At 56.5% G+C, this 20,141-nt stretch carries 18 protein-coding genes; 14 read left to right on the top strand and 4 right to left on the bottom strand.

Features of this window, described 5'->3' with window-relative positions; translation table 11 throughout:
• Nucleotides 1-153: 153 nt before the first annotated feature.
• From ALMA_RS05530 to ALMA_RS05520, 3 genes are read right to left on the bottom strand one after another with little or no spacing between them, the layout of a single operon-like run.
• Nucleotides 154-834 (bottom strand): thymidine phosphorylase, encoded by a 681-nt coding sequence (locus ALMA_RS05530; RefSeq protein WP_094726731.1) that lies wholly within the window; start codon nucleotides 832-834, stop codon nucleotides 154-156.
• Nucleotides 824-1,894 (bottom strand): NUDIX domain-containing protein, encoded by a 1,071-nt coding sequence (locus ALMA_RS05525; RefSeq protein ID WP_094726730.1) that lies wholly within the window; start codon nucleotides 1,892-1,894, stop codon nucleotides 824-826. Before ALMA_RS05525 ends, ALMA_RS05530 begins: the two co-directional genes overlap by 11 nt.
• Nucleotides 1,895-4,147 (bottom strand): RNA degradosome polyphosphate kinase, encoded by a 2,253-nt coding sequence (locus ALMA_RS05520; RefSeq protein ID WP_086106120.1) that lies wholly within the window; start codon nucleotides 4,145-4,147, stop codon nucleotides 1,895-1,897.
• A gap of 516 nt (nucleotides 4,148-4,663) precedes the next feature.
• Between ALMA_RS05520 and ALMA_RS05515 the strand changes: the two genes are divergently transcribed.
• From ALMA_RS05515 to leuA, 14 genes are all read left to right on the top strand, one after another.
• Nucleotides 4,664-5,752 carry a CpaE-like family protein gene (locus ALMA_RS05515; RefSeq protein ID WP_094726729.1) on the top strand — a complete coding sequence of 363 codons (1,089 nt, stop codon included), beginning with the start codon at nucleotides 4,664-4,666 and terminating at the stop codon, nucleotides 5,750-5,752.
• Nucleotides 5,749-6,900 carry a TadA family conjugal transfer-associated ATPase gene (locus ALMA_RS05510; RefSeq protein WP_094726728.1) on the top strand — a complete coding sequence of 384 codons (1,152 nt, stop codon included), beginning with the start codon at nucleotides 5,749-5,751 and terminating at the stop codon, nucleotides 6,898-6,900. The genes ALMA_RS05515 and ALMA_RS05510 overlap by 4 nt, the downstream gene beginning before the upstream one ends.
• Nucleotides 6,897-7,535, top strand: coding sequence for a type II secretion system F family protein (locus tag ALMA_RS05505; RefSeq protein ID WP_148140270.1), 639 nt, complete (start codon nucleotides 6,897-6,899; stop codon nucleotides 7,533-7,535). The genes ALMA_RS05510 and ALMA_RS05505 overlap by 4 nt, the downstream gene beginning before the upstream one ends.
• Nucleotides 7,536-7,591: 56 nt before the next feature.
• Complete coding sequence (locus tag ALMA_RS05500; protein WP_094726726.1) at nucleotides 7,592-8,146, top strand: type II secretion system F family protein; 555 nt, start codon at nucleotides 7,592-7,594, stop codon at nucleotides 8,144-8,146.
• A 77-nt stretch (nucleotides 8,147-8,223) separates the two neighbouring features.
• A complete protein-coding gene (locus ALMA_RS05495) occupies nucleotides 8,224-8,481 on the top strand; it encodes a DUF4244 domain-containing protein (RefSeq protein ID WP_094726725.1) in 258 nt (85 codons plus the stop codon).
• Nucleotides 8,459-8,914 (top strand): TadE/TadG family type IV pilus assembly protein, encoded by a 456-nt coding sequence (locus tag ALMA_RS05490; RefSeq protein WP_094726724.1) that lies wholly within the window; start codon nucleotides 8,459-8,461, stop codon nucleotides 8,912-8,914. Before ALMA_RS05495 ends, ALMA_RS05490 begins: the two co-directional genes overlap by 23 nt.
• Nucleotides 8,898-9,281 (top strand): Rv3654c family TadE-like protein, encoded by a 384-nt coding sequence (locus ALMA_RS05485; protein ID WP_158520667.1) that lies wholly within the window; start codon nucleotides 8,898-8,900, stop codon nucleotides 9,279-9,281. The genes ALMA_RS05490 and ALMA_RS05485 overlap by 17 nt, the downstream gene beginning before the upstream one ends.
• 9 nt (nucleotides 9,282-9,290) lie before the next feature.
• Entirely contained in the window at nucleotides 9,291-11,543 is a 2,253-nt protein-coding gene (locus ALMA_RS05480; protein WP_094726722.1) for a DNA polymerase III subunit gamma and tau, read from the top strand.
• 2 nt (nucleotides 11,544-11,545) lie between these two features.
• Complete coding sequence (gene recR / locus ALMA_RS05475; protein WP_086106111.1) at nucleotides 11,546-12,169, top strand: recombination mediator RecR; 624 nt, start codon at nucleotides 11,546-11,548, stop codon at nucleotides 12,167-12,169.
• A 114-nt stretch (nucleotides 12,170-12,283) separates the two neighbouring features.
• Nucleotides 12,284-13,048, top strand: a complete 765-nt coding sequence (locus ALMA_RS05470) for an aspartate kinase (protein ID WP_086106110.1) — start codon at nucleotides 12,284-12,286, stop codon at nucleotides 13,046-13,048.
• A 52-nt stretch (nucleotides 13,049-13,100) separates the two neighbouring features.
• The gene (locus ALMA_RS05465; RefSeq protein WP_086106109.1) at nucleotides 13,101-13,673 is read left to right on the top strand and encodes an ACT domain-containing protein; all 573 of its coding nucleotides are present in this window, start codon (nucleotides 13,101-13,103) and stop codon (nucleotides 13,671-13,673) included.
• The gene (locus ALMA_RS05460; RefSeq protein ID WP_094726721.1) at nucleotides 13,673-14,743 is read left to right on the top strand and encodes an aspartate-semialdehyde dehydrogenase; all 1,071 of its coding nucleotides are present in this window, start codon (nucleotides 13,673-13,675) and stop codon (nucleotides 14,741-14,743) included. Before ALMA_RS05465 ends, ALMA_RS05460 begins: the two co-directional genes overlap by 1 nt.
• Before the next feature lie 27 nt (nucleotides 14,744-14,770).
• Nucleotides 14,771-15,409 carry a DUF5701 family protein gene (locus ALMA_RS05455; protein ID WP_094726720.1) on the top strand — a complete coding sequence of 213 codons (639 nt, stop codon included), beginning with the start codon at nucleotides 14,771-14,773 and terminating at the stop codon, nucleotides 15,407-15,409.
• Between the two features lie 147 nt (nucleotides 15,410-15,556).
• Entirely contained in the window at nucleotides 15,557-17,563 is a 2,007-nt protein-coding gene (gene leuA, locus ALMA_RS05450) for a 2-isopropylmalate synthase (protein WP_094726719.1), read from the top strand.
• Between the two features lie 158 nt (nucleotides 17,564-17,721).
• Here leuA and ALMA_RS05445 read toward each other — a convergent pair whose 3' ends face one another.
• A complete protein-coding gene (locus ALMA_RS05445; protein WP_094726718.1) occupies nucleotides 17,722-20,019 on the bottom strand; it encodes a transglycosylase domain-containing protein in 2,298 nt (765 codons plus the stop codon).
• Between the last annotated feature and the right edge of the window lie 122 nt (nucleotides 20,020-20,141).

Below are 20,141 nucleotides of genomic sequence, written 5' to 3'. Positions count from 1 at the left end.
TCGGCGCGCAGGCCGCTCGCAGCGGCAAAAAATGAAGCCCGGGGCTTAAGCACGGTTCAGTGCTGAAAACTAGTCTAGCGTGTGCCGTGGAACGTGTCGAGTAGAAAACGCTACCGTTCGCGCACAGCCGGAATGAAGTAGAAAATTGACCTTCTAGTAGAGCTCTCCGCGACGCCACAGCGCCGCTCCAGCAGAAAAATCTTTCGCGGTGCTCACGAGGTGACGCGCATTCGCCACGATAGCATCACGATGCGCTCCAGCAGGGCGCGTTTTTGCTCGCTCTACGAGGGCACGAGCCACCACATGGCAGAAGCTCGACGCGCGGTCCAGCGCTACAGCGAAGTCACCGCTGAACGCACCGGACAGAATAGAATCCGCGGTCGATGCCACGTCCTCAGCAGACACCGGGCTCGTCATCCCAGTAATGGCACTCGCGGCAGTGGGAGGAAGCTCACCTTCCGTCCACAGCACAGCTAGAGAACGCTGATTTTTCTGCATCCACATGCGCATGGTGTACAGGCGCCACAGAATCCCCGGAAGGCTCAGCGCATCGGCACTCGACCACAGCTCAGCTATAGGCTCTATGCCTTCGGTATCCACCACGGTAATGACGCGCTGGACTACCTGAGCATCCTGCGTGTGGTGCACGCGGTCGAGGAGCGCCGCAGCCGTGGAGTGTGCGAGCTCGCGCAGAGCTTCCGGGTCAGCGCCGCCGGCCATGTGGTCGAGGAGTGCCTCATCGAGCTGCATGGGGCGGCTGAAGCGTGCTGAACCGGTGCGCGTGGCGGCGAAAGCCGTACCCGCGTGAGATATGGATGGAGAATTAGAAGACAAGGGGTGTCACTTTCGTTACGTCGGTTATCTGCCAGCTGGTGGCCTGTGCGTGTACAGGTACGAGTGTAATGCTCACGCCACTTCCAGGAGTAAGATATTTCTTCACGCGTAATGCATCTTCGAGGGCGTGCTGCGTTTCCTCGTTCGCGCAGACGTCCGCGAGCAGCGTGTTCATGGTTTTGAGCTGCTGGGCGGACGCTAGGAGCGCGGCACAGCGAGGCTGTGATCCATCTGTGAGAAGATACTCGAGGACTGTGCTCAGTGCTTCGGATACTCTGCGTTCGGCTGCATTCTGTGGTGCGTTTGTATGCGTGCCGCGTGGCTGCTCGGCCTGTGGCAGTAGGATATGGGGATTCTGTCCGGCGAGTTCGGCCGTCTGGATGCAGCGCTGCTCAGTGAATGCATACGTGCGTTCGGGCAGGAAACAGCTGAGCTCGGCGCCGAGCGCGTAGGCTTGTGCCGCTCCTCGTGGGGTGAGTGGTCTGAGGTTTTCTTCTGGCCAATTCTTCTTTTCGGCTCCCTGTCCATTTCGCGCGAGAAGAAGTGTTCGTGCTTGTGTATATCCCTCGTTGAGCCGCTGAACGCAGGCGAAAGCGAGATTCTTATCGTCTGTACGCGTCAGGAGCTCGAGTGCTTCCTCGAGACTCACCCAGCGCATGCGGTCTGTCTCTTCCGGTGTGGACTGGAGAGGAGCCGCAAAGGTATTCTTGCGTTCCTGGATACGATTATGAGGGAGGACTTCGGCTATCCAGTAGAAGACATGCTTCGTAGATCCTGCATTTTTTATGCCGGCAGTAGGAACATCTTCATCCTGAGCTCCGAGGACATAGGATACTTCTGCGAGTGGTGCTGTGAGGCGGACATGGTATCCCGTTTCCTCAGCAGTCTCACGCACTGCCGCATGGGCGTGAGACTCATGAGCTGTCAGCTTCCCTTTCGGCCAGCTCCAGTCGTCATAGCGGGGGCGGTGAATAATGCACAGGCGAAGCTCGCCGGACTCTGTAAAACGATACGGTACAGTGCCGGCGGCTTCTATAATCCTGCGCTTCTTCGTGCTCATTTAGGACCTCTTACGCCTCGTATGACGAGCGATGAGCTCGAACTGGCTATCCATGAGTGGCTTGCCTTCAGCATCTGTGGAATGGCGCTCGTAGGAACCGTCTGGAAGCATATGCCAGGAGCTGGTCGTGTCTGCCATCTGCATGTCCACATAGTCGAGCAGGTCCTGCACCTGGTTCGGATCCGTGATGCGGACGAGTGCCTCCACACGGCGGTCGAGGTTTCTGTGCATGAGATCTGCTGAGCCTATCCACACTTCCGGACCGCTCATAGGCCCTTCGCCTATCTGTGGTCCCTGCGAGTTCGCGAAAGCAAAGATGCGACTGTGTTCGAGGAAGCGACCGAGGATAGAGCGTACACGGATATTCTCGCTCAGTCCTGGTACTCCAGGTTTCAGCGCACAGATACCGCGCTCGACGATGTCCACCTTCACTCCCGCCTGGCTAGCACGGTAGAGAGCATCGATGCACTTTTCATCGACTAAGGAGTTCACTTTTATCTTAATCCACGCTTCTTTACCGTCGCGAGCAGCCTGTTCCTCGCGGCGAATGCGCTCGATGAGGCCCGTGCGGATAGTGCGAGGAGCTACGAGTAAACGATGGAAGCTGGACTTCGGGGCATATCCAGACAGCTGGTTAAACAGGCGTGTGAGGTCCTGGCCCACCACAGGGTCGCAGGTGAGCAGACCCATATCCGTGTACACGCGTGCGGTCTTCGGGTTATAGTTCCCCGTTCCGATGTGGCAGTAACGGCGAAGGCCATCATTCTCACTGCGCACCACCATGGAGAGCTTCGAATGCGTCTTTAGCCCCACGATGCCATACACGACGTGAACTCCAGCACGCTCGAGCTTTCGAGCCCATGCGATGTTCGCCTCTTCATCAAACCTTGCCTTAATCTCCACCAGCGCGAGTACCTGCTTACCCGCGTGAGCAGCGTCGATAAGTGCATCGATAATTGGCGAATTTCCAGACGTACGATACAGCGTCTGCTTAATGGCCAGAACTTTCGGGTCGCTCGCCGCCTGCTCGAGGAACGCCTGAACGGACGTGGAGAACGAATCATACGGATGATGCAGCAGGATGTCATTCTCACGGATAGCAGCGAAAATGTCCTGCGCACGGCTCGTCTCCACCTCCGCTATCTGACGGTTCGTGGTCGGAATGAAGGACTTATACTTCAGGTCCGGACGGTCTATCCCATGAAGCTCGAACAGGCACGTCAGGTCCAGAGGAGCTGGAAGACGGTACACTTCCGACTCATCCACGCCCAGCTGCGTGGTCAGCACCTTACTGAGGTACGGGCTGGTCACATCGGAAAGCTCGAGACGGATAGGTGGCCCGAAGCGGCGACGCAGAAGCTCGCGCTCCATAGCGTTCAGCAGATTCTCTGCATCATCCTCTTCCACATCGATATCTTCATTACGCGTCAGACGGAAAGCGCGCGCTTCCTTAATGGTCATGCCTGGGAAGAGCGTCTCGATGTGACTCAAGACGAGGTTCTCCATGGTGATGAAGCCGTGGCGGCGCTGCGCGCTCTCAGCGGCAGAATTCAGTGCTTCATCCGTCACATCATCCACAGGGTAAAGGCGTGGGAGATTATCCGGAATCTTCACACGAGCGAAGTGCGTCTTCCCGCTGGCAGCATTTTCCACGAGAACAGCGAGATTCAGAGACTTGCCGGAAATGTACGGGAACGGATGTGCAGGGTCCACAGCCAGAGGAGTGAGCACAGGGAAGATGTAACGACGGTACACCTTCGTAAGGCGCTCCTGCTCTGTAGGAGTGAGGTCTGCCCAGCGCAGAAGCACGATGTTCTGCTGGGCGAGGGCTGGGATGAGCGTATTCGTAAAGTAATGGGCATGCTCATCCTGAAGGCGGTGCGCTTCTTCAGCAAGTTCGCGAAGCTGCTGGCGGGCGCTCAGACCGCTGGCACTCGGAACAGCGATGCCCGAGTTTATGCGGCGCTTAAGGCCGGCTACTCGCACCATGAAGAACTCGTCGAGATTACTGGCGAAAATGGCTTCGAAATTCGTACGCTCTAGGAGAGGAAGAGACTCGTCCTGAGCGAGCTCAAAGACGCGCTGGTTAAACTTTAGCCAGCTGAGCTCACGGTCATAAAACCTGTCTGAAGGCAGGGGTTCGTAGTTCGCCGTGAGAGCTGAATATTTGTCATCTTTCTCAGTCTCGGCGATGTGCTCCGCGATCTGGTTGCGGAGGATTTCTTTGCTGGGTCCTGTGAATTGCTGCGCCATAACTCTAGTTTATGAGCACCGGTGACTTTTCGAGGGTGCGCGTGGCGAGGTGTCCGAGGGGTGAGAAAAAGAAAAAAGCCGGTTCCGAAGAACCGGCTTCCTAAGAATCCAGTGGCATGTCTGCACAACGTCATTGTTTTGGCGGTAAAGTCTTTCATCCGCCCAACGAGCTTGGCTTATATAGCTGCCTATTACTTTTGTGGGCTCCACTGTGAAGTTCTTAGTAGTTCTATTATGCGCGTAGCACACTACTCGGGGCAAGCTCGTGAGCGCATATTTTCGCGGAAAACAGGGAATCTTCACATTTGTGCAGATGGTATCGAATGTGAGCGAATAAGAGGCTGTTTGTGTCAGTTTCTCAGCCAGAGTGAACAGCTTTTGTTCGAGATGTGTGCGCTCGCGGAAAAATTGTGAATAACTTCGCGCGCTGTGGATAACTTACGGCGTGTTTCCACATCCGATAACATATGCCGTTTACGCTAGACAGAAGCAGAACGCGCACTTCAGAATGGAAGCATGACGAATACGACACAGCATATCTACACCTATCCGGATGAAGCTGACGAAGCTTTCGGTGCGCGTTCCGGTGGGCCATATGCAGACAGCAGCGCCCCCTATGCAGCAGAGCATGAACGCAGACGGCACATTACGCTCGTCCCAGTCCTCGGCGCATCCGGGGGATACGGCGCGAGTACTTTCGCGCTGCATCTCACGCGCACTTTTAATTCCTGGCTCTATAGAGTCTGCATCGTCGACGCGGACTTCGCTAAAGGCGGGCTCGATGTCCTCGCGGGCTGTGAGGAGAGTGAGGGCTTGCGCTGGCATAACGTGAAAGCGCCGCTCGGACGGATCGACGCACCGGACATAGGAAAAGACCTTGTGCAGTGGGAAGAAGTACCACTGCTGGCCTACCATGCCTGGGAGGTGGCGCCACCGCGCTGGTGGGAGATGAAAGCCGTGCTCGACGCGCTCGCGCTGAAGCATGACGTCATCATTCTCGACTGTGGACAGAGCATTCACCCGGACATGGTGCGTGCCTGGGAATCCATGAATGCGGCCGTGGATGTGCAGCCACTCCTTCTTTTCCAGCTCGGTGCACTCGGCATTACGCGGTGCTACTCGGCACTGAGGAATTGGACGGATGCTACAGCTGGAAAGGGATTCAAGACGCAGACGCCTGTACTGTTCATCGCGCCTGCACGCAGTGCGCAGATGGCGAAAAAGCGTGTGGGGCCGATGACAGAGAAGGAAGCGGAAGAGTACTTCGAGACCGTCATTCTCGGGCGAATCCCCTATAAGGTGGCGAACGAACGCCACGAGAAAAACGGGTGGGGAGTAGCGCCTACGGATTATGACTATAGGACCATGATCGGGGTCCTCATCCGTGCGATGGCTCAGATGTGTATCTATAACTGGGAGAAGCCTGATGAATATGACGAGGAAAGGTACGGTCAGTGGGATCCGTACGATAACTATGATTCGTATAGCGCTTTTATGGAGAAAGAGTATCTCAAAGAATTAGCTCGTCAGGAGACAGAAGAGCAGAACGCTGCTCTCGCTGAGGATGACTCGGGGGAACCGATGATTCAGGAGAGTGCGCCATGAGTACGAGCGTCAGCACGAATGTACGTGTACGTGCGAACGCCGGTGCGAGCACGAGCGTCAGCGCGCGGCCGCGGACACTACTCGGTCCGCTCAGCTCCTTGTCTGCCGAGCCAGGCGTGACGGACATCGCTGTGACGAGTGATGGAAAAGTGTGGGCGGATAGCGGTCACGGCATGGTGGAGCGCTCCCTGGACATAGGTCAGCTCGCGCCGGATACTGTGCGCGACTTCGCCATCCAGCTGTGCGCGAGCCTCGGAAAGAGGCTGGATGACGCCTGCCCTCTCGCTGATGCCTCCTCGCCAGAGGGAGTGCGCGTCCATGCGGTTCTCGCTCCTCTCGTCAGACAAGGAGCTTCCTTATCGATACGTCTTCCTCACAGAAGCCTGTCCACTCTCGACCAGCTGTGCGCGAGGGCTATGTTCCCCCGTGCATGGAAAGTCATTCTCGACGCGGCTATCCGCGAGAGACTTTCCATCCTTATCTGTGGAGGCACAGGTGCTGGGAAAACCACGATGGTGAAGGCGCTTCTCAGCGCTGTACCCGAGGATGAGCGTGTGCTGCTCATCGAAGAGACGCGTGAACTCGATCAGAGCAGGCATGCGAATGGCGAGTCTCTCGTGGTGCGTGAAGCGAATGTGGAAGGTGTGGGTGCAGTCACGCTCAGCGACCTCGTCCGTGCCACGGTGCGCATGCGTCCAGACCGCATCGTGCTGGGGGAATGCCGCGGTGAGGAAGTGGCAGATCTCCTGCGCGCTCTGAACTCGGGGCATAAGGGCAGTGTGGCTACCATTCACGCGGATAGCATCGAGCGTGTACCGTCGAGACTGTGTGCTCTGGGTCTTCTCGCGCATATGGACCGCGCTGCAGTATCTATGCTCGCAGCTGGTGCGTTCGACCTCGTTCTGCACATCACCCATGATGCCAGCGGTCGCCGTCTGGCGCATATGGGCACGCTTCAGCTCAGTGATGAGGGAGTACTCACCGGCCAGACTCTGTGTTCCTGGGATGGACAGCGCCCGCCGCACTATGAGCCAGCGTATGACGCGTGGGCGAAGCACGCGCTCGGACTCGACTCTCTCCTCGAAGAGGACCGAGGTGAAGCGATGGACTCGACGGTAGAGTTCGCGCGGATACGGAGGACATCGTGAGTATTTTTCCGTCATCCCTCCGAACGCTACGTATACGGATGCTCCTCGGACGCCCCACGCGCTCGCAGCTTCCTCGCATGACGTGTGAGGAACTTGTCACCACGCTCATCACGCTTCTGCGCTCGGGTATGACGCTCGTGGATGCATGCGCGCAGATACGGCAGCAGAGCAGTGCGAGCGTAGTCCTGGACGACTATACCGTGCGTGCTCTGGTGCGAGACCGTGTGGAGGTAGAGACCGGCGCTGGACGTGTGAATCACTTCACGCCGCAACTTTCTGCGGTCTGTACACTCAGTGAGATCTCTGGCTGTTCTGCTGTGCACTGCTTAGAGATTCTCCATGAGGATGTGAAGCGGTCTCGTGTGCGCGCTCGCAGAAAAGCGGATGCCATAGCTGTGGCGGTGATGACGGTGCGTGTGCTGTGTGCGCTGCCCATTTTTACTCTTCTTCTGGGGGAACTGACGGGGACACATGCGCTGAGTTTTCTCCTGACCACACATGTGGGCTGGTGCTGTCTGGCCGTTACGTGTGCGTGTTACGTGTGTGGAGGACTCTGGACGCGTGCGCTTCTTCAGGCATTCGAGAAAGCGACGAAGCCGCGGCTGGGATATGGCAGCGGACGGTACCAGGACTAGCCATACGGTCACAGAACGATTATAGAACGGTCACAAACGACGACAGAAAGGAGACGATGATGCGACCTCGAGCGTATAGGATAACGCAGCTGCTCGGTACTGCTGAGAGCCACCAGAGTCTGCAGCTCGGCGCGAGCATGCCACGCGCGAGCCCCCAGTACGCAGCTGAGTATTCTGCACAGTATTCTGCGGAGCTCATCCTGGAGATGCTCGAAGTAACTCTGGCGAAAGGAGTCTCACTTCCGCGCGCGCTGAGTGTGCTGGGAAGCGTACTAAAGAGTGCAGAGGGAGAGTGTCTGTGTGATGTCGCTGAACGGCTGTCCTTTGGCACGAGCTGGGATAGTGCATGGAAGGATGCGCGTGCGGAAAGTGATCTGCTGGGCATCGTGCATGACGTGCTTGAGCCGGCGTATAAGCGCGGGGCGTCTCCCACCTTGCGTATAGAAAATGCCATCGAGCAGCTGCAGGATATCGAAAACTATGCACTGTCCTCGGCCACGCATGAGCTGTCGGTGCGCATTCTTATGCCACTGGGACTGTGCTTTTTGCCGGGATTTGTGGCACTGACTGTGGTGCCGCTGCTTTCGGCATGGTTTGGTGCGCTGGGGTAACGCTGTGGCCTCAGAGATTCGTACCGCGTATAAACCACAGAAAACAAAACACAGAAAAGAGAAAGAAGAGGGTTATCATGACCACCATACTGATGAAGTCCTACGTTCAGGTGCAGACCTGGCTGCAGACGTGGGCTGAGAAAACCGCGCAGAAGGCTGCTTTGCAGAGGGATGCGCTCCATACTGATGACGACGGCATGGCCACGGCGGAGTATGCCATAGTCCTCGTGGCAGCGACGAGTTTCGCAGGTCTCCTCGTGGTTCTGCTGAAGTCCGATGCTGTGCGGAACTTGCTCACGAAGCTCATTACCGATGCGCTGTCTGTGGTCGCGTAAGTGGAGACGTGAAGGAGCACATAGACTCAGGCAGATCCGTGCCGCCGTCGTTCGCGCACTGGCGCAGAATGACCGCGGTACGGTGACGGCCGAGTTCGCCATTATTTTCCCCACGGTCATCGCTGTGGCGGTGCTTATTCTGGGTCTGACTCGGGTTATCCTCGTGCAGCTGAACTGCCAGGATGCGGCTCGCCAGGCTGCTTATGCAGTGCGTCTCGTACAGCTCGAGGGCGTGAGCCAGGAGCGAAGCGTTCAGGAAGCTGTGCGCGTGGGGAAGAAAGTGGCGGGGGATACGGCCCGTGTAGACGTGCAGTGGCAGGCGGAGAGCTTTACTGTGCTCGCAGCCTGTCCGGTGCTGTCTGCACGAGGCTTCACGCTCCCCGTAACTGTGCATGCTCAGGCTAGAGGAGTGCGTCATGAGATTCCTGACTAAGATACTCGCGCGTTCTGATAAAGGCAGTGGCACTCTTCTAGGTGCCGTCCTCATCCTGCTCGTGGGGCTTGCTGCCTTCGCTGCTGTGTGCGCGGGTAGCTTTCTCACCTGCCGTGCTGAGGCGCAGAGTCTCGCAGAGAGTGCGGCTTCCGACCTCGCGTACACGCTACAGATAGAGGGTTCCTCGTCTGTGTGTGAACAGGCTCGTGAGCGCTTTTCTTCTGGTCAATTCATCCTCGACTCGTGCGTGGTCGATGGCGAAGACGTCCAGGTAAGTATACGTGGAATTCCCCGTCTATCTTTCCTTCCTCAGGTGCGTGAGACGGCACGCGCAGGACCTGTGGACTGTGTCTCAAGAAATGGGTAGCCTAGAACCATGGCATTAGCACTGTACAGACGTTACCGACCAGACACCTTCGACGGCGTGATAGGGCAGGATCATGTGACGAAACCGCTGTCTCGCGCGCTCGACGAAGGCAAGCTCACGCATGCCTATCTTTTCTCCGGGCCGCGTGGCTGTGGAAAAACGTCCTCAGCGCGCATTCTCGCACGCTGCATTAACTGCGTGAAGGGGCCTACCTCGCATCCGTGTGGCGAGTGTGCCAGCTGCCGAGACCTCGCCACGAATGGCCCAGGATCTATCGATGTCGTAGAGATAGATGCGGCGAGCCATGGAAGTGTGGATGATGCTCGAGAGCTCAGGGAGCGGGCAGGATTCGCTCCTGCGCGTGACCGTTATAAAATCTTCATCCTCGACGAAGCACACATGGTGACGAATAATGGCTTTAATGCTCTGCTGAAGACAGTGGAAGAGCCACCTGAGCATGTCATGTTCATCTTCGCGACGACAGAACCAGAAAAAGTACTGGGAACGATACGCTCGCGTACGCATCACTATCCTTTCCGCCTCGTGCCACCAGAAGTGATGCAGCCGTATCTCGAGGACATCTGTGAGAAAGAGTCCATCCATCCTGAGCCGGGTGTACTCAAGCTCGCTATGCGTGCTGGTGGTGGATCTATGCGCGATACACTCTCTGTGCTCGACCAGCTCATGATAGGTGCTGTAGACGGGACTATAACGTACGAAGATTCCGTGGCACTTCTCGGATTTACTCCAGATACGCTGATTCGTGAGGCCATCGATGCTGTCATAGCTCAGGATGGGGCTGCGCTCTATGGTGTCATCGAGCGTGTGGTCACAGGTGGATTCGACCCACGAAAGTTCGTGGAAGACCTTCTGGCATATGTGCGTGACCTTCTTATTCTGTCTCTAGCAGGACGAGAGGCACAGTCCGCTCTAAGCTCTGGTCAGTCTGCTCAAAGGCTTGAAGAGATGAATGAGCAGGCGGGTAAGCTTAGCCTTGCTCAGCTGAATGTGATGGCAGAACGCATTAATACGGCACTGGGATCCATGGTGGGCACGCTGTCTCCACGAATGCGTCTCGAACTGCTTGCAGCTCAGCTGCTGCTACCAGCAGTGCTTCCGGCATCTCCTGAAGTACAGACACAGGTGAGCGCTCCGGCACATACGTCAGCACAGGGAGCTTCTCCACGAGTATCTCTGAGGGAGAAAGCGCGCGCGGCGGCACAGCCTCAGCCTGCGGCTCCTGCACAGACTCCTGCTCCTGCACAGGTTTCCGCACAGCCTGCAGTCCAGCCAGTAGCTCAGAGCTCAGCGGTACCATCTGCTCCAGCGGTTCAGCTGAATCCTGCAGAAGCGAGCATCCACTGGAACCAGGTCATCGCAGCGCTTCCGGAGAAGATTCGTGACGTCGTGAACGCTCAGCACATTCCTCACGTGGAGCTTCAGAAGAGGAATGAACGCTACTTCATGATTCTCACCTTTGCAAATCCGCTCAGTCAGCATGCTTTTAGTTTATCCGTATCGACAGAAGCTGTGGATGGACAGACATCCCTCCAGAAGATTCTGAATGCGAAGCTCACCGACCACTACGGTCAGAATGTCGTGGTCGCTCCAGCACCTCGCACAGCTGATGGGCAGACAGTAGCACCACTGAGAAAGCTTCCACCAGATCAGCAAGCGAAAATAAAAGCACAGGTGGCACAGATGGCCATGAAGTCCGCGCTCGCAGCAGTACAGGCTCAGACGTCTGAACCATCGAGCGATGCGCAAGCATCGAGTAGCGAGACTGCTGATCATGCCGATGATACGGAGGCTCACCGAAGTCATGACCCGTGGGCTCAGCCTGCTTCTCAGTCACAGCCAGTCGAGAAGTCTCCAGAACATGAGCCAGAGAGTACACCTACTCCAGCACCGGAATCTCACGCTGCGGACTATGACCCGTGGGCGAAGCCCGCTCAAAATGAACAGGTGAATAGCTCGCAGCCTGCAGAAGTGCCACCTCAGGCTCAGGATGTCCACATCCAGACTGAGGATGTTCCTTCTTCGCTCTCTGAACGTCCAGAGCTTTCTGAGCAGACAGTGACGGCAGAGCCACACGAACCTCAGGCTCAGGTCGCTGCAGAAGAAGATACCTACTCTCTGGATGATGCGGACTTAACCAGTGGGCAGACCATGAGTATGGATGACCTCGCGCGGATGTTTAACGCGAAGAAAACAGAAGAGTATGCCGCAGATGATGACCGAAACCCTGCAAGGAGTGCATAGCTATGGCGAGTCTGTATGACGGATCGATTCAGCGCGTGATAGACGACTTTTCGAAGCTACCAGGAATTGGTCCGAAAGGAGCACAGCGCATAGCCTTCCACCTGCTCTCTGCAGCGCACGACGATGTTCAGGCTCTCGCTCAGGACATACTCGACATGCGCGAACGTGTGCGTTTCTGCAGTATCTGTGGGAACGTCTGCGAAGCAGATATCTGTCCTATCTGTGCCGACCCGCGACGCGACCATACGACCATCTGCGTCGTCCAGGAGCCGAAAGATGTGATGAGCATAGAACGCACGCACGAATACCGCGGCGTCTACCACGTACTCGGCGGCGCTATTAATCCTATGGCAAACGTCTCTCCTCAAGACCTGAACATCGCCTCGCTCGTGCGGCGCATGCAGAACGCGGAAAACGACGATAACGCAGACAGCATATCCGAGGTCATCCTCGCGCTGAACCCCGACATCGAGGGAGAAGCGACGACGACGTATTTGAGCCGTCTGCTCGCGCCGGTGGGCATAACTATAACGCGTCTGGCCAGCGGGCTGCCGGTGGGCGGAGACCTCGAGTATGCGGATGAGATTACGCTCGGAAGAGCCCTCTCGGGCAGGCGCGAAGTGTAGGTGCTGCTGGAAAGCGGCACACACAGTCTCACCCAGTGGTTTAGTAGTGCGGCGAAATCAAGGCGAACACTTAAGATAAAGAACACGGAAATACTTTACGAGAATAGGACAGATGTGGCTCTCATAGTACAGAAATATGGTGGTTCATCGGTAGCGGATGCAGAATCCATCAAGCGCGTAGCACGCCGCATTATCGAAACCCAGAAAAAGGGGAACGACGTGGCCGTGGTCGTCTCCGCTATGGGAGACACCACAGATGAACTCATCGACCAGGCGCTGAGCATAGACTCGAATCCATCTGCGCGTGAGATGGACATGCTCATGACGGCAGGTGAGCGCATCTCCATGTCCTTGCTCGCCATGGCCATCCATGCGCAGGGGGAAAAGGCTCATTCCTTTACTGGTTCTCAGGCAGGATTCATGACGGATACGCAGTATGGTGCTGCGCACATCCGCGCTGTGAAGCCAGAACGCGTGAAGAATGCCATACGAAATGGGGAGATAGCCATAGTGGCAGGCTTCCAGGGAGTGAACTCTCTAGGAGATGCGACCACACTCGGACGCGGAGGCTCAGATACTTCCGCAGTCGCGCTCGCAGTAGCCCTCGAGGCAGATGTGTGTGAGATTTATACGGATGTGGATGGCGTCTTCACTGCAGATCCGCGCATCGTGCCGACTGCGCAGCGCATCGAGTCCATTACCTACGACGCTATCCTCGAGATGGCTGCGAGCGGTTCGAAAGTACTGGCCTTGCGCTGCGTCGAGTATGCGCGCAGATTCCACATGCCTCTGCATGTGCGCAGTTCCTTCTCGAAGCGTAAAGGGACTATAGTGCTCGGGGCGGATGTGGACATAGCGTCCATCCCGAACCGCGACTAGGTGGGCGACTAGGCAGACGACTAGACAGACGACGAAAATAAAAGGAGTTCCCATGGCAGATACATCCATAGGAGACATCTTCCCAGATATGACAGGGCCTGAGGCTCCTATCATCTCGGGAGTGGCACATGACAGCAGCGAAGCGATGGTGACCCTGCGTGGCATCCCTGATATGCCGGGCCGTGTGACAGCTGTCTTTACAGGACTGGCAGAAGCAGGAATAAACATCGATATGATAGTGCAAGCGCTGGCTGGTACAGATCCAGAAAACCGCTTCGCAGACATATCCATTACCTTCCCAGAATCCCAGCTCAGAAAGGTCCAGCAGTTCGTAGAAGAAAATAAAGAACAGCTGGCATATAAGACTGCAGATGTGAATACGCAGATAGGAAAGATATCCCTCGTGGGAGTGGGAATGATGACGCACTCGGGCATTACTGCGCGCTTCTTCCAGGCACTCTCAGATGAAGAGATAAACGTGCTGATGATCTCCACTTCGGAGATCCGCATTTCCGCGGTCGTTCCGCTGGAGAACCTGAATACCGCAGTGCGTTCCGTACACACTGCATTCGGTCTCGATGCGAATACTATCGAAGCTGTAGTCTATGGAGGGACTGGTCGCTAATGGTACAGATAAACGATAAAGGTATAAACCTCGCGGTCTTGGGAGCTACAGGACAGGTGGGCATGGTTATGCGCTCCATCCTGGCAGAGCGTCACTTCCCAGTGAAGTCCATCCGTTTTATGGCCTCTGCGCGTTCAGCTGGACAGGTGCTGAACTTCGAAGGACACGACGTGGTCGTGGAAGATGTGGCCACTGCGGACCTGACCGGCATAGACATAGCCATCTTTTCTGCTGGCGGTGGTACGTCGAAAGTATGGGCTCCGCGCTTCGCTGAAGCAGGCGCCTACGTCATCGATAATTCCTCACAGTGGCGCATGCACGACGACGTGCCACTGGTCGTAGCAGAGGTAAATCCTGAAGACCTCGACGAGGTACCGAGCCACATCATAGCGAACCCGAACTGCACTACTATGGCAGCCATGCCTGCCGTCAAGGTTCTTCATGAGCACTTCGGCCTGACTCGTCTCGTCGCTTCTTCCTATCAGGCAGTGGCCGGAGCAGGCCGAGATGGCGTTCTCCAGCTGATGAATGAGGCGAAGGCAGCTCTAGACCAGGGAGCTGACCAGCTCGTCTTCGACGGAAGCGCAGTGCAGTTCCCAGAGCCGACGAAGATAGTAAAAACCATAGCGTTTAATGCTGTCCCATTCATCGGCGCGCTCGCAGATGATGGTAGCGAAGAGACGGATGAAGAGCAGAAGTGGCGTAATGAAAGCCGTAAGATCCTCCACATCCCAGGACTGCGCGCAGCATGCACCTGTGTGCGTGTGGGAGTCTTCACCGCTCACGGCATGAGCGTGCAGGCAGAGTTTGAGAAGGATGTTACCCCAGATATGGCGCGCGAAGTGCTGAAGGATGCTCCAGGAGTGGAACTCATGGATGTGCCGACTCCGCTGGAAGCAGCTGGAAAGGACCCGAGCTTCGTGGGACGTATCCGCCAGGACCAGTCTGTAGAAGGGCTGAAGGGACTGAGCTTCTTCATTACGAATGATAATCTGCGTAAGGGTGCAGCACTGAATGCTATCCAGATAGCGGAAGTAATGGTGAGCAAGCACTTCGCAGACCGCTTGTAAACACGATAGCGCTGTAAAGAACTCATTATGACAGTATTCACCACAGCAGCGAAAGAGGCGCTCGCTCAGCTGAACCGTCTCGTCGCACTCGGATATGCGGATGTGGCAGACCTCAGTGATGCGGAGTTCCGTGCACTGGCTCATCCGCTTATCCTCGAGCTGAACAGCGTGGAGTATAGCCACCTGAGCGAGAATATCCTGCTCGTGCCTACGCGTGAGCTTGTCTCGCCAGAGTCACTCATAGCCCGTACGGCCATAGGCCGGAATGCGGGTTTTACCACTATGCCCCCGCGGGATATAGCGAGCTTTATCCCGCAGGAAGGCTGTGAGCCTCCCGAGGGGCCCTTCTACGTGGTCATAGACCCCCACACGGGCACGAAGTACACGAACAGAGAGCCGGATATAGCTAGAAAGCTCATCGATTCGGATAATAAGCTACCTTTGACTCTCGAAGAAGGCATATCCATAGCCACGCAGCATCCGAACTGGCTGACGGATAAGAATGGTTTTAATCTTCCCGGCTCGCGCAGTGCAGACGGACGCGTACCGAGCGTCTGGGTAAGTCAGAACTCTCCGCGTCTGGGGGCAGTATGGCCGAACTCGCGCCACACGTGGCTGGGGAACGCGTTCTGCACGACGCGACTCGGCTGCCCGCTTACTGCGTAGAGGCTGCCCGCTGACGGCGTGAACGCGACCAGCTGAAAGGCGAGGGAGAATTGGCCGTCTGCATAGCGGAACGCAAACAGAAAACGAACGGCATATCTCGTACTATAACCACATAGGCACTTACGAAAGTACGAAAGGCAGGAAGCTATGACGGATAACTCGAGCTCAGTATTCGACCTCGCGCCACTGGCAGCAGCGTCGCACGGCGGGAATAACGATCCGCGACTTCCGAAGCCGCGCTACGTGGGCTGCCCGCAGAACGCCAGCCGTATGCCGTACACGAAGTACATAGCATACGACAAGCAGGTACCGTTCGAGTACCCACAGCGCACATGGCCGGATAAGAAGCTGCAGCGCGCGCCGAGGTGGTGCTCGGTAGATCTGCGCGACGGAAACCAGTCGCTCGTAAACCCTATGGATTCCGAACGCAAGCTGCGTTTCTGGAATCTGCTCGTCTCCATGGGATATAAGGAGATAGAGGTGGGATTCCCGTCCGCCTCCGAGACGGATTATGACTTTATCCGTATGCTCATCGAGCGCGAACTCATCCCAGACGATGTGACCATAGCTGTACTCACGCAGGCGCGCGAACACCTCATTAGAAAGACGTACGAAGCGCTCCGCGGATGCAAGCGCGCCATAGTACACTTCTATAACTCCACCTCCGTGCTGCAGCGTGAGGTCGTCTTCCGTAAAGGGAAAGACGGCATTAAGCAGCTGGCTGTGGATGCGGCGAAGCTGTGTAAAGAGCTCGAAGCAGAAGAGCTGGCAGGTGCGGGGCGCGGCATAGACATATCCTACGAGTACTCGCCGGAATCCTTCACGGGCACCGAGCCAGCATATGCACTCGAAGTGTGCGACGCGGTGACGGACATCATCCAGCCGACGCCCGAGCACCCTATGATCATAAACATCCCTGCCACGGTGGAGATGACCACGCCGAACGTGTTTGCCGACCAGATAGAGTTCCTCGACCAGAACCTCGCTCGTCGCGACTCTATAGTTCTGTCTCTGCACCCGCATAATGACGAAGGCATGGCAGTAGCAGCTACGGAGCTGGCACTGCTGGCAGGTGCAGACCGCGTGGAAGGCTGCCTCTTCGGAAACGGTGAGCGCACAGGTAATGTGGACCTGTGCACGGTGGGTCTGAATCTGCTCGTACAGGGCATCGACCCACAGATAGACTTCTCGAACCTGCATGAAGTGCGCAAAGTGGTGGAATACTGTAACCAGATCCGCCTGTCCGAGCGTCATCCGTACATCGGTAACTTCGTCTTTACCGCCTTCTCCGGCTCGCATCAGGATGCTATTAAGAAGGGCATGGAGGCGCGCGAGCTCGCGGCAGCTCAGCAGAATGCAGACCTCGACAGCTTCCTGTGGCAGGTGCCATATCTGCCTATCGACCCGAAGGATGTGGGCGGCACATACGAGGCTGTGATCCGCGTGAACTCGCAGTCGGGTAAGGGCGGCATGGCCTACCTGCTGAAGGTGAACCATAACCTCGACTTGCCGAAGCGACTGCAGGTGGAGTTTGATAAGGTGGTCCAGCGCTACGCTGATGAGACGAAGCGTGAAGTGAAGGATGAGGACATCTGGCGCCTCTTTAAGGACGAGTACCTGCCTGCTGAAGAGGCTGGAAAGCATGCGGCTTTGGCGGATACCGATACAGCTGCAGGCGCAGGCGAGGGGGCGCCGCTCGGCGTGAACGGGCAGCGCCTCGAACAGTGGGGGCGCTACCGTTTGCTCGGCGCGAATATCATGTCTGACGAATCTGGCTCGGATACCGTGATTAAGGTGAAGATTCAGGATAACGGCGCGAGCGCTGCTGGTGCGGCGGGCGCTGCGACTGGCTCTGCGGGCTCGGTGCGTACGGGCGCGAAGGATCCGGTCGTGCGTACGCTGTCTGGCGTAGGTAATGGTCCAATTGCCGCGTTTGTGAATGCCATTTCTGTGCTCGGGGTGACCGTTTCGGTGCTGGACTACGCTGAGCATGCGCTGAGTGCTGGTGGAGACGCTGTGGCAGCTTCGTATGTGGAATGCCAGGTAGGAGACGAACCGGAAACGCAGATCATCTGGGGTGTGGGCATCGACTCGTCCATTACGACGAGCTCGCTGAAGGCTATTCTCTCCGCAGTGAACCGGACCCTGCGGTAGGGAGAGTGGGCGGATAGATCCCCTAATGAAGACTCACGATATAGCCCTCATGACGATATAGATAATGACGATATAGATATAAGGAAGGCCCTCGCGACAAACCCCGCGAGGGCCTTCCTTATGAGGGCGAGCCGGCGCCTAGCTGCTGCGCCTAGCTGCTAGTTCCCGCTCGTCGCGGCACCACCACCAGACTGAGAGGATGATGAGGAGTCATTCGTGGTCCCAGAGTTCCCAGAAGTGCTTCCGGAGGTTCCAGAAGTGCTTCCAGATGTGCCGGAGTTCGAGCCAGAACTCGACGACGAGGACGAGGATCCCGAGCTTTGCGACTGGCTTTGAGAACTCTGCGAGTTCTGCGTGCTTTGAGACTGCGAGTTCTGAGACTGTGTGCCCTGCGACTGGCTCTGCGACTGGCTCTGCGAGTTCTGAGACTGCGTTTCGCGCTGCTGAGTATTCTCACTATCTGAACGTGATTCATTTGAAGAGTCTGAGCGATCACCGCCCAGCCCCCATGATCCACCATTACCTCCCACAGTTCCAGACCCCTTCGCAGTAGGGAAGGCTTCATCCTGTACACCAGCGAGTGCTTGCTTCATATACTGAGTAAAGAGGTACGTCGGGTATCCGCCACCGTTCGTATATCCGCCGAAGGTAGGGACCACATCGTTCGTAGAGCCATCATCACTAGGGTTCCACGTGGCGAAGGCGGTAACGATGTGGCGGCTAAAACCGACGAAGCTGACGGCAGAATTGTCATTAGCAGTGCCGGACTTTCCTCCCACGGTCTTTCCTATGCTCTGCGCCACGCGGCCGGTACCCTGCGTCACGACCGCACGCAGAGCCACCATAGCGTTCGCGGTATCGTCCGAACTGAAGACCTGCGTACCGTTCGTATCCGCGGTATAGTAGGTCTGCGTGCCGTCTGCTGAACGCACGCTCTCTACGATGTGGAGCGTATTCTTCACGCCATCATGGGCTATGGTCTGGTACGCCTGCACTATCTCGCTGACGTGGACAGCGTCGATGCCGAGCGTGTTATAGAGCGAATCCTCCTGAATGGAGGACGTGATACCCGCCTGCTTCGCTATGGAAGCAGTCTTCTGTGGCGTCACCTTCTGGTTCAGCTGCATGAAAACTGTATTTACCGAGTTTGCCAGAGCATTCGTGAGCGTGATGTTCCCATAGCTGCGGTTCCCATAGTTCGACACCGAGCTGGCCAGTCCTGGGAAGGTCTGCGGCGAGTTACCGTTAAACATCGTATTCAGGCTGACACCATCCTGGATAGCGCCGAGCAGCGTGAACGTCTTCATGGTAGATCCAGCCTGGTAGATGGCCTGCGTAGCGTTATTCAGCTGCTTGGTGTTATAGTCCTTTCCGCCGTACACTGCGAGGATGGCTCCGGTATCCACGTCTGCACTCATGCCGCCATTTTCTATCGTGTCAGGCACGGCTACGCCACCGGCATCGGAACTCGAAGCCAGCTGCTGCATGGAGTCCTGCTTCGCCTTATCGATGGTGGTAACGATGGAGTATCCACCGGTGTAGAGCTGATCTTCAGTAAACTTCCCTGAGTTCACGAGCTCGTTTTTCACCATGGTGAGAAGGTAGCCCTTATCGCCCGCGTAGGAGTCTGTGGAGGACTGCTGGATGGTCTGTGGCAGGGTCGTCGAAGCAGCAGCCTGTTCAGACGTGATGTATTTTTCTTCCTTCATAATCTTGATAACGCGGTTATAGCGCTTCGTAGCAGCCGTCTGGTCTACTGCAGGGTCCCACACGGATGGTGCTGGGATGATGCCCGCAAGGAGTGCTGCTTCCTGGACGCTGAGGTCCTTCGCATCTTTTCCGAAGTACGCTTGTGCTGCTGCCTGAATACCGTAGGCGCCGCGTCCGAAGTAGATGGTGTTCATGTAGTTACACAGAACGGTGGATTTATCCTGAGTCTGCGCTATCTTCAGCGCGAGGATGGCCTCTTTAAGCTTTCCGAGGTACGTTTCGGTTTCGCCCAGATAGTAGCGTTCCGCGTACTGCTGGGTGATGGTGGAGCCGCCCTGGCGCGAGCCTGTAGTGATGTTATTCACCAGTGCGCGTGCGATTCCTCGCAGGTCTATGCCGCTGTCGCTCCAGAACGTGCGGTTTTCGGATGCGACGACTGCGTTTCCCACGTAGTCGGGAAGGGTAGAGCAGGAGATGATCTGCCTGTTTTGCTGCTGGAAGCTTCCTATGGCCGTTTTTCCGTCGTTATAGTAGACGGTGGTTTTCTGGCTGAGTGCCATGGATTCTGGAGAGGGGATTTCTATGGCCGCGTAGGCGATGCCGAGGCCTGCTATTCCGGCTATGATGAGGCCGAGGAGACTGAAAAGAATGTATTTTCCTACAGGACGTTTTTTCTTCTGTGCGTTCTGGCCGCGTAAAGCTGACTTTCCGCGCGCGTTTCGTCCGTTTGTTTTATGACTAGACATACTTTAAGGCTAGTGAATGCGTCGTGAAGATTCTATGGTTATCCGCTATAGGCACGCTTCTTTTACATGCTGAGAGTTTGCTGAATTTTTCCAATTTTCCCTTTTTTGTGCAGAATTGCTTA

The organism is Alloscardovia macacae (genome assembly GCF_002259705.1).
GTDB classification, from domain to species: Bacteria; Actinomycetota; Actinomycetes; order Actinomycetales; family Bifidobacteriaceae; genus Alloscardovia; species Alloscardovia macacae.
Note: the sequence above shows the minus strand (reverse complement) of the source record. Positions and strands in the feature narration are given on the sequence as shown.

Bases quoted from the DNA above. Each gene is read 5' to 3' on its own strand.
- ALMA_RS05455 (WP_094726720.1), top strand. From the start codon at position 14,771: ATGACAGTATTCACCACAGCAGCGAAAGAGGCGCTCGCTCAGCTGAAC.
- recR (WP_086106111.1), top strand. From the start codon at position 11,546: ATGGCGAGTCTGTATGACGGATCGATTCAGCGCGTGATAGACGACTTT.
- ALMA_RS05445 (WP_094726718.1), bottom strand. From the start codon at position 20,019: ATGTCTAGTCATAAAACAAACGGACGAAACGCGCGCGGAAAGTCAGCT.
- ALMA_RS05490 (WP_094726724.1), top strand. From the start codon at position 8,459: ATGCGCTGTCTGTGGTCGCGTAAGTGGAGACGTGAAGGAGCACATAGA.
- ALMA_RS05510 (WP_094726728.1), top strand. From the start codon at position 5,749: ATGAGTACGAGCGTCAGCACGAATGTACGTGTACGTGCGAACGCCGGT.
- ALMA_RS05525 (WP_094726730.1), bottom strand. From the start codon at position 1,894: ATGAGCACGAAGAAGCGCAGGATTATAGAAGCCGCCGGCACTGTACCG.
- ALMA_RS05515 (WP_094726729.1), top strand. From the start codon at position 4,664: ATGACGAATACGACACAGCATATCTACACCTATCCGGATGAAGCTGAC.
- ALMA_RS05465 (WP_086106109.1), top strand. From the start codon at position 13,101: ATGGCAGATACATCCATAGGAGACATCTTCCCAGATATGACAGGGCCT.
- ALMA_RS05480 (WP_094726722.1), top strand. From the start codon at position 9,291: ATGGCATTAGCACTGTACAGACGTTACCGACCAGACACCTTCGACGGC.
- ALMA_RS05495 (WP_094726725.1), top strand. From the start codon at position 8,224: ATGACCACCATACTGATGAAGTCCTACGTTCAGGTGCAGACCTGGCTG.
- ALMA_RS05485 (WP_158520667.1), top strand. From the start codon at position 8,898: ATGAGATTCCTGACTAAGATACTCGCGCGTTCTGATAAAGGCAGTGGC.
- leuA (WP_094726719.1), top strand. From the start codon at position 15,557: ATGACGGATAACTCGAGCTCAGTATTCGACCTCGCGCCACTGGCAGCA.
- ALMA_RS05520 (WP_086106120.1), bottom strand. From the start codon at position 4,147: ATGGCGCAGCAATTCACAGGACCCAGCAAAGAAATCCTCCGCAACCAG.
- ALMA_RS05500 (WP_094726726.1), top strand. From the start codon at position 7,592: ATGATGCGACCTCGAGCGTATAGGATAACGCAGCTGCTCGGTACTGCT.
- ALMA_RS05460 (WP_094726721.1), top strand. From the start codon at position 13,673: ATGGTACAGATAAACGATAAAGGTATAAACCTCGCGGTCTTGGGAGCT.